The sequence below is a fragment of the uncultured Veillonella sp. genome (genome assembly GCF_963534045.1).
Classification (GTDB): Bacteria; Bacillota; Negativicutes; order Veillonellales; family Veillonellaceae; genus Veillonella.
This window is the reverse complement of record NZ_CAUSQT010000048.1, coordinates 1-8,619: the sequence shown is the minus strand read 5'-3', so window position 1 is coordinate 8,619 and position 8,619 is coordinate 1. Positions and strand designations below refer to the sequence as shown.

The 8,619-nt window shown below is 38.0% G+C and carries 8 protein-coding genes; 7 read left to right on the top strand and 1 reads right to left on the bottom strand.

The features are described from left to right. Positions 1-299: 299 nt before the first annotated feature. Positions 300-1,214 carry a YadA-like family protein gene (locus RYP29_RS07470; RefSeq protein ID WP_311532854.1) on the top strand — a complete coding sequence of 305 codons (915 nt, stop codon included), beginning with the start codon at positions 300-302 and terminating at the stop codon, positions 1,212-1,214. A 167-nt stretch (positions 1,215-1,381) separates the two neighbouring features. On the opposite strand, the gene RYP29_RS07465 is transcribed toward RYP29_RS07470, so the two are convergent. After that, positions 1,382-2,713, bottom strand: a complete 1,332-nt coding sequence (locus tag RYP29_RS07465; RefSeq protein ID WP_311532852.1) for a hypothetical protein — start codon at positions 2,711-2,713, stop codon at positions 1,382-1,384. Between the two features lie 215 nt (positions 2,714-2,928). Here RYP29_RS07465 and RYP29_RS07460 point away from each other — a divergent pair, with 215 nt between their 5' ends. The 6 genes from RYP29_RS07460 to RYP29_RS07435 all read left to right on the top strand — a co-directional run bounded on the left by RYP29_RS07460 (position 2,929) and on the right by RYP29_RS07435 (position 8,390). Continuing rightward, a complete protein-coding gene (locus RYP29_RS07460; RefSeq protein ID WP_311532850.1) occupies positions 2,929-4,053 on the top strand; it encodes a hypothetical protein in 1,125 nt (374 codons plus the stop codon). A gap of 1,036 nt (positions 4,054-5,089) precedes the next feature. Then, on the top strand, positions 5,090-5,668 hold the full coding sequence (locus RYP29_RS07455) for a TonB-dependent receptor (RefSeq protein ID WP_311532848.1): 579 nt from the start codon (positions 5,090-5,092) through the stop codon (positions 5,666-5,668). A 229-nt stretch (positions 5,669-5,897) separates the two neighbouring features. Beyond that, positions 5,898-6,215 (top strand): HigA family addiction module antitoxin, encoded by a 318-nt coding sequence (locus tag RYP29_RS07450; protein WP_156931841.1) that lies wholly within the window; start codon positions 5,898-5,900, stop codon positions 6,213-6,215. A gap of 101 nt (positions 6,216-6,316) precedes the next feature. Further along, positions 6,317-6,670 (top strand): Spx/MgsR family RNA polymerase-binding regulatory protein, encoded by a 354-nt coding sequence (locus RYP29_RS07445; protein ID WP_005380753.1) that lies wholly within the window; start codon positions 6,317-6,319, stop codon positions 6,668-6,670. A gap of 184 nt (positions 6,671-6,854) precedes the next feature. Continuing rightward, positions 6,855-7,838, top strand: coding sequence for an inverse autotransporter beta domain-containing protein (locus RYP29_RS07440; protein ID WP_311532844.1), 984 nt, complete (start codon positions 6,855-6,857; stop codon positions 7,836-7,838). 126 nt (positions 7,839-7,964) lie between these two features. Further along, positions 7,965-8,390, top strand: a complete 426-nt coding sequence (locus RYP29_RS07435) for a hypothetical protein (RefSeq protein ID WP_301835040.1) — start codon at positions 7,965-7,967, stop codon at positions 8,388-8,390. The last annotated feature ends 229 nt before the right edge of the window (positions 8,391-8,619 follow it).

Sequence of the window (8,619 nt, the reverse complement as noted above, 5' to 3'; positions counted from 1 at the left end):
TACGCGTTATATTAGGTAATTTGAAATAGCTACATAAAACTAAATAGAATACAAATAGCCAGTACTGTGATTACGGTACTGGCTGTTTTTAGAATTGTCGTGTTAACATAAAAATTAAATTTTCAAAAAACATGAAGATAGGATGAAAATATATTATTGACGTAGAAATAAGCAGCTCTTATAATAGTGAATGTATAGTTTTGTCAGAATGTATCTCTATTCATAAGGGTCCATAACTGGAAATCTATAAAGATGTGTTGTGTTTGACTGAGACCGTGTAGGCTAGAGGGAGAGTTATTATGAATAAGCGATTGTTAGTGTTAGCGGCAATGATGTCTATTTGGAGTATCAATGTTATCGGTGCGTCTGTAGATGTGGGCACTGATACGATTAGAGTCGGTACACAACCCGCATCACAACCATTTGATGGTACCACGATTTCAAGTGATCAAATCATGATTAATGACAATTTCCCAGATAATAGTAATGAGCGTACCATTATTACATCTGGTACTTTAGATGTGGCGAATCATCAAAGGAGTATGAGTTTTAATGGTAATGGATTAAGTATTGTTGATGTGGCGGCTGCTAACTCTATGATGCCAGGTCCAGATCCAGATACAGATCCAAGTAATGTGAAAATATATTCTACACAGGTTAATCCTACAGGTATAACTGTTAGTGATGGTCAACCAAATGGCCTTATGCTGACCTATGATGGTGAGGCTGGTATTCATGCAGGAAATATGCAAATGCATGATGTAGCTGCTGGTGAGGCGGATACAGATGCCGTCAATGTGAGTCAATTACGTGATGCTACTAGTCAAATTAGTAATGTTATGATTAATGTAGATCGTAAAATTAATAAGGCTGGGGCTGCGACGGCTGCTTTATCTGGGTTACACTACTTAGACTATAATCCAAATGATAAATGGTCCTTTGCAACTAGTGTCGGCCATTATAAAAATACAACGGCTGGTGCTATTGGTACCTCTTATCAACCAAATGAAAATACCATGGTTCATCTTGGTGTGGCATTAGGTAGTGAAAGTACATTCAACTTTGGTGCTTCTTTTAAATTAGGCTATCAAGATCCTACCTTAAAAATGAGCCGTTTTGAAATGGCACAGCAAATTAAGGATTTACAAGCTGATAATGCAGATTTACGTGCCGAAATTAAAGAAATTAAAATGGCATTACAAAAATTACAATAGTTACAAGACTATTGTTAGTAAACCTCATTATTTATAACATAACATTGATTTCTACGGAATATATAGAGCTCCGTCTTGTATTTTCAAGGCGGAGCTTTTGTTATGAGTTAAAGTTGAAGGACGTTAACAATAAAAGATTAAAACGTTAAAAAAGAAGCTATAGAAAACTAGCGGTTCTCTGGAAACACAACATGTTGCTGTAGTTTAAACTCAGGATTATTCGTAGAATCAAAGAACTCAATCATATTTCGTAATTTTTGGATTTCTTCAGCACTTAAAAATTTTGGATAAAAGATGATATAGATAAAATGATAGGTACCATCATAGGATTCAAAGTTTAGGATGTGATTATCCCTATACGGTTCATAGCTGTGTATGGAGAGCCCAGGAATATTGTTATTCCATACAACCGAGTAATTTATATAATCTGGTGTTGGGTGGTACCGGTACATATCCCAGAATGAACGTAACTCTCTATTAAAATTGTAATGACCATTAATAATAGGATTGCCAGCATACGGATTCTTAGCGGGATTGATAGTAGAAATGAAAAAGGTTATGGAGCCCTTTTTGTAATATCTAATATCTTGATATTCGTCCTTGCTTTCACCATCGAATATGGCATCCTTAGGTACGCGATACTGTATGCCGTTTAGATTTTCTATGCGTGAATATTGATTCAACTCATTGAGATTTTTCACCGATGGAAGCACGTAATTGGCGAGTAGATTGTCAGTAGGCACCTTATTCAACACCGGTTTATTATCGAAATAGGCGATACCTGCGTGATATAGAGGATACCGTATGGCAAAGCCCATATGTTTAAAGTTGATGGTATCCACGGTCATCGTTGTTTTTTGACCATTTTTGCGGTAAGGCATTTTCATGCTGTCCCAGGTACCGTAGGTAACGGCAGGGTATGAAAATACAGTCGCCTTTATATCAGAAATATGCTTTTCTAGATTCTTCTTTGCTTTATCTTGTAAGAACTTACGAACGTCCTTGTCTGTTAGTTTTTCATAGGCAATTTTAGTGTTGCGCCAATCCTGATCTTTGTAATCTGCATAGTCGATTTCTAGATTAAGATTGCCGTTATCAGTTATAACGCGATAATCCTCTATGGTGCGATCAGGATTTTTATACCGACCAATATTATATTCACTCTTTATGCCTGCTACGGGGAATGAAAGCCGAATCTGGCTGTAGTGATTGTGAACGGAAATCACCGTATTGTGGTAATGCTCTCCGCGATATATGGAGGCTTCTTTTGCATAGGCTAGTTCGTTTCTGCTAATGCCGTTGGCTTTATCAGTACTCTTTAAGGTTTCTACATAATTGGCCACATCCTGTTCAATGGCTTGGTTTGTGGCTTGATAATTTATATATGCATCCTTTGGAATTTTCGCATCCGCACCAGGAATATTGACATCGATGGCCTCTGCTGGTGACAGTACAGTGCTCATGATGAAAGCGCCTATTAATAGTGGTAATTTTTGCATAGTAACCTCTCCTGGTTATATCATCTCTTTTATAGGAGCTATAACAATACATAGATTCTCTTTATTAAGTATAATTATATAACTTTCTCATAGTTTAAGCAGTAATGAGTTCTTATGTCATAATGCACAAAATTTTACGCATATTCCCGTTTATACTAAAGGTGTAAATAGCGTTAGCTTTCATCAAGATTGGTAAGATAAAAGGGGGATGTCCTATGAATCAAGGTTTAGTGCGCCAAATCAATGATATCGTTAGACCCTATCGCGAAGCGCGGATGGGTCTGCTCATCGTGATTAGTAATCCTGTTGGCCAACGTGGTCCGACGCCGCCGTTGTCATGGCACTATATAGTTGGTCGAAATTGGTATAAGCATACGATTCATGGCACGGCGTCTGTGAATGGCGTACATGGACACCAGCCGGTGGAGATGAACTTGTTTGCATGGCCTGAAAATCGGATTGCGGATTGGCACAGCGTGGGCGGTTGGTATACGCAGCAGTATGGGTATCCTTGCGTGCTCTGCGTGTCGCCTACGGGGCATACCAAGATGCTTCATTATGATCATGGCAAAATGCGGTACGGCGATGACTTAGGGGACTGGGACCCTCATCAGATTGAGGCCTATGGTAGTACTGTTTTAGGTGAAAGTTACGCCTGCACGGGCATTGATACTGATTATCGGCGTATGCAATTTCCTGAGTTTAATCGTCAAGATGGTATTCATTTTGGTGCTTTATCTGATTATATTGGCAGTGAATATATTTTACTGTTCCCTAAAACGCGTATTAGTTTAGTACATAGTGGAATGTGGCGCCATTCGATTGAAGACCTCGCCAATATATGCAATGTACCAGTTGATATAGTGGAACAAACCTATCTCGATACACCTGATGATCCAACGGAATATAGGGAGACTTTTTATGCTCTGTATGTGCGAAAATCTAGGTTACAAGAAGTATTTAGCGTTTTTAAACGAATTCTTATGACCAGAGCAATTCCTTGGATGCTTTGCATCACACCAAGAGGGTATATGTATCATATTTCTCCATGTACCAACAGTGATACGGGGCTAACAACAAGCACCTTGCCTAACATTGCATATGACCCACATGCCGATGAATTTTTGGCCCTTCTCGCTAAAGATAAATGGGAACTGTGCGGTAACTATGGGCTCTTTTCACTCGACACATACAAATCATTTATGGAAACACAAGATTGTTACATCAAAACGATTGTGCCAGCCCCAGAATTTACCTATTGCGCTCCATCAGTTATGACCGTCATAGCAGGGCACAATATGATTCAGAATTTACTGAAAACACCATGCGTATGGGCATAAAAAAAGCGCTATCTTAGATTCTCTAAGATAGCGTTATAGCTATATATTCATATAATATGATGGTTATTGTTTAGAACAAAAGTTTGATATATAATAGCTGTAGGATAGTTAGACGGGGTTGGGCCTCTCTTCGTTATGAAGGGAGGGGTGTGTATGAGTGGTTATAAAATCATTATGATTATCCTTGGAATGTTATCAGTGATGATATCCTTTGGAGCCCTTATAGCGCTTATTTGTCTAGCAATAGCAAAATAGCCCTCCGTTACCATCTGGTAGCTAGGTAAAACGAAAAGGCCATTTCTACAAGTTTGTATTGTTTTGAGATGAGCCTGACGTTTCGACTCGTCTGACTATCTTCTTATATTATAGATAGAATTGTATATATCGTCAAATACGAATAAACTATAAAACAATAGGCACAATGCTTCTCAGCATAGTATACTGATGCTGAGAAGCATTGTGCTTTTTGGGGTTAGGTTATTATATTTTTATATCATATAGTTTGTGAGGGTTAGATATTTGTGAATGTGTGTAAATCAATTACAAAAATTGTTTTAGGCCTCGTTGTAAAACTATTACTCTTAGTAATTTGGTGTATTTCCATATATGTTTTTTGTGGCTTAATTTATGATCGTTATGTGTTGGAACTATACCCATTAGGTGATAAAGTTCTAGTATTGATTTTTACATTTGGTAATATATGGATTATACCTTGGCTGATTTTGTGGTGTAAAAAACTTCATCCATTTTTATCTAAACCTAATATATATTATGCGTGTAAATCTTGGACAGCAGAAAAAAGAGACTCTTCTTTTGCTTTTAAGTCTTTATTCTTTATTATTGAATTAATATTGAAAGCCTATGGTATAGTGTGGAGTACCCTTTTAGTTGTTATATTGGCCCTAATTCTTACACCCTTATTATTACAACTTAGAAAGCTCCTTTCTTGGATATTGGGGTGGGGATAATTTGAAAATTTCTCTAGTTTTATAAGTCTTTTATCATTTATATAGTTTTGAGAGTTTAGGAGAGAATAATGAGAATAAAATTTTTAGCACTTAGTTTAGGTTTTGCGGTATTACTGGCGGGTAATATGAGTTCTGTTGCTAATGCTAGTTGGCTGAGCAAAGCTATGGATCGTTTAGAAACAAGTAATGCCAAGCTTTCACCAAGTTGGCCAAAGGCAGATCAGTATCGTCATTATAGACCAGGTCAGGTTATAGGGGCCTATTTGCCTGCTGAAGATATGAAAATTGCAGGTGTGTCCCTTGGTACATCTTTTGATGCAGTAAAGGCTAGCCTTGGTCAGCCGACTAGCGAAAAACGTGATGAGCTTACCTATGGAGGCATTAAATTCGGACATTCCTTGATGCAAGATAGCAGACCTATCGTATGGTATATAACCGTAAGTAATCGCGATGCTGTAACTGCTCGAGGCATTGCCGTTGGCGACACCTTGGAAAAGGTTATGGACGTCTATGGACGCCCTGATTTTATTGACTTTAATAACCGGTGGTTCTATGGATATCTTAGATATAATAGCGATAACATTCGCGGTATATTCTTTGAACATAATGGTAGCAAGGTGACGAAGATTATCATAAGCGATAATTGAGTGATTTTTTATAAGAGGTGGTGACTATTAGTGTCATAGGCAGGTGTTGAAATTATCCGTGTAGAAAATCTTTATAGAATAAATCATCGTAGTTTAGTTTTATATTTTTACCTGTAAAATATGCAGTGATATTGAATTATACCTGCGTAACAGGTATAATAAAGGAGAAATATTCTATGATTATTAGTTTTAAGGATAAGGACACTATATCATTAGCGGAGTTACACTTATGAAAAATTATATTCCTACTCCAACAATTAGTGAGATGTTAAAAGAAGAATTTATGGAACCACTTGGCTTGACAGCTTATCGACTTGCCAAAGATATTAAAGTACCTGTATCTAGAATTCAAGAAATTTTACATGATAAGCGGAGAATTACTGCTGATACGGATTTACGGCTTTGCAAATATTTTGGTATGTCTAATGGTTTTTTCTTAAGAGTTCAAATGGATCTTGATTTGCGTGAAGCTCAAACGAATAGTCGTTTGCTTGAAGCGTTACAGTCAATACAACGGTGTACAGCTATTCCTGTAGACGATATGTAAATAGATGATATAAAACAATAAATTGAAATTAATCGATATATCTGCTACACTATACATATGAATAATGATTCTTAGTGTTATATGTAGATAAAGGAGTTCCTATGTTATTTGTAGAATATCCAAAATGCACAACTTGCAAAAAAGCAAAGAAGTTTTTAGATGATCATCATATTGAGTACACGGATCGTGATATTAAATCTGAAAACCCTACAGCTGAGGAAATCGCTGCATGGTATCCTCAATCTGGTAAGGATTTGAAAGCATTCTTTAATACGTCCGGCTTGATTTATCGTGAACAACAATTAAAGGATAAATTGCCAGGCCTTAGCGAAGAGGAAAAACTTGCTTTGTTGGCATCCAACGGTATGCTCGTAAAGCGTCCGATTTTAGTATTAGAAGATAAGGTATTAGTAGGCTTTAAAGAAAAAGAGTGGATGGAAGCACTAAATTTGTAATTAGCTGAATGACATCGTAAACCATATTCTGAATACTACTATAAATGGCTGTAATAGCATGCGTAGTAAATGCATGTTATTACAGCCATTTTTTTGACAGCATATACATTTTTTCGGTATACTAATAGATATTTCATTAGTTTTTCATTAATGAAACGTGAACGTTAACTATGAGAGAGTGTATATGCGATTTTTAGTGTGTGTGTTGTGTGGATTGCTACTGGTTCCGACAGTGTGGGCCAGTGATGTGGCGTCTTCTACGAAAAATGGACAAGTGAATACTGAGGAATTTCACATTTCGCCGGCCTATTTGCCGGATCATCAGATTGGTGAAAGCGGCCCTTTGGTGATGGATACAACAGAGCGCAAAACGACGCGGTATTCTAGTGTTGATGCGGTGAATTCTGCGATCAATGCGGTGGCGGTGTCCAATATCAATCATGATATGCATACCAATGGTAAGGCGTGGATGAAACGAACCACCGTGGCGCTAAGCTTTCAGAAGGATTGGAAGCCCCTCTATAGTGCAGAAACAGTGCAACCTATAGGCCATTATGACGACAAATCCCGCCAAGTTTGGTTTACCCAAGGTTCAGTGGCACGCGCTGCGGACATTGGTACGACCCTTAACAGCGGTTTTGGGTATCGCCGCATCAGCAGTGATGACCATCATTTGCACGGCGCGAACCTGTTTTATGACCACCGTTTCAAGGGCCAACATAGACGCATGAGTGCTGGTCTTGAGTATCTTTCTGGTGAAAGCGAGTTCCGTTTCAACTATTATCGTGGTATGAGTGATGACCATATGGTCAATGGTGCATTGGAACGCATTATCGATGGCTATACCGTATCCTATGGAAAAACATTTAAAAATGCGCGTTGGGCTCGCATCTATGGAGAAGCCTATCACTGGACTTTGAATCGTAGCGCTGATAAAAACGGGTTGCGACTTGGTACCGAACTGCAACTGACACCGCGCGTGTCCATTGATATGGGATTCAATAAACCAGAACATACCTCGGGTAGCGCTTATGGTAAAATCATGTTCCGTCTTGCCGGTGCCGACATGGCTTGGTACGGTGGAAAACATAAACTCGATACAGAATCTACAGTACGATCTAAAATGCTTGAAACAGTAAGACGAGATAATACGGTCGTTGTGGAATAATAGAATATCTTTTGCTGAGACACCAGTGTTATTATTTTGCATAATACACTGGTGTTTTAACATCATGAAATATTAAAAATATGCTATAATTAATATACTATTTATAATTTAGAGAGAGTGTTTATTATGCATATTACAAAGCCCTTACTATGGCTATTAGAACCGTATATCGTATACAAAGCCTATTTGTGGGGGCTTCGTTTTTATTCGCATCCTGTGACCTGGGAAGGGGAACCCGATTGGTTCTCTTTGACATTGACCACATTGCTCGCCATTGATGCCATTGTATTGCCATTATTACTGCTATACTTGCCTGCGTGCAATCCAGATAGGGACGTTCCACGATGGATTATAAAAATCGTCAACCCTCTAGATCGGTTTGTGGCTTGGGTTGAAAGTAAACAACTTGGATCCGTATGGATGAAAATTATCGGTGCCTTGTGGGCCTTTTTTATATACCTTGTGCCTGTCTATATTGGCGGACAACTAGCTATGGCCGTTGTTGTAGCTCTTATATATGACGTACTCACCTGGGCGACCATGCAGGTGTAATTAATGAATATTGGGAACAGTGGATTCCTTACAAAAATATAGATATAAAAAATCGCGACTAGTTAATTAATTTCTAATCAACTAGCCGCGATTTTTTATTTATTAGACACCACTAGACCCTTTTTAGAATTAGAACAGGCCTGTACTAAATTGTAGAACCATATATAGTGCTCGTTAGAATTAGAACAGGCCTGTACTAAATTGTAGAACCATATATAGTGCTCGTTAG

What these genes read in the sequence shown, in the direction of transcription:
- RYP29_RS07470 (WP_311532854.1), top strand. Translation starts at nt 300, where the DNA reads ATGAATAAGCGATTGTTAGTGTTAGCGGCAATGATGTCTATTTGGAGT.
- RYP29_RS07465 (WP_311532852.1), bottom strand. Translation starts at nt 2,713, where the DNA reads ATGCAAAAATTACCACTATTAATAGGCGCTTTCATCATGAGCACTGTA.
- RYP29_RS07460 (WP_311532850.1), top strand. Translation starts at nt 2,929, where the DNA reads ATGAATCAAGGTTTAGTGCGCCAAATCAATGATATCGTTAGACCCTAT.
- RYP29_RS07455 (WP_311532848.1), top strand. Translation starts at nt 5,090, where the DNA reads ATGAGAATAAAATTTTTAGCACTTAGTTTAGGTTTTGCGGTATTACTG.
- RYP29_RS07450 (WP_156931841.1), top strand. Translation starts at nt 5,898, where the DNA reads ATGAAAAATTATATTCCTACTCCAACAATTAGTGAGATGTTAAAAGAA.
- RYP29_RS07445 (WP_005380753.1), top strand. Translation starts at nt 6,317, where the DNA reads ATGTTATTTGTAGAATATCCAAAATGCACAACTTGCAAAAAAGCAAAG.
- RYP29_RS07440 (WP_311532844.1), top strand. Translation starts at nt 6,855, where the DNA reads ATGCGATTTTTAGTGTGTGTGTTGTGTGGATTGCTACTGGTTCCGACA.
- RYP29_RS07435 (WP_301835040.1), top strand. Translation starts at nt 7,965, where the DNA reads ATGCATATTACAAAGCCCTTACTATGGCTATTAGAACCGTATATCGTA.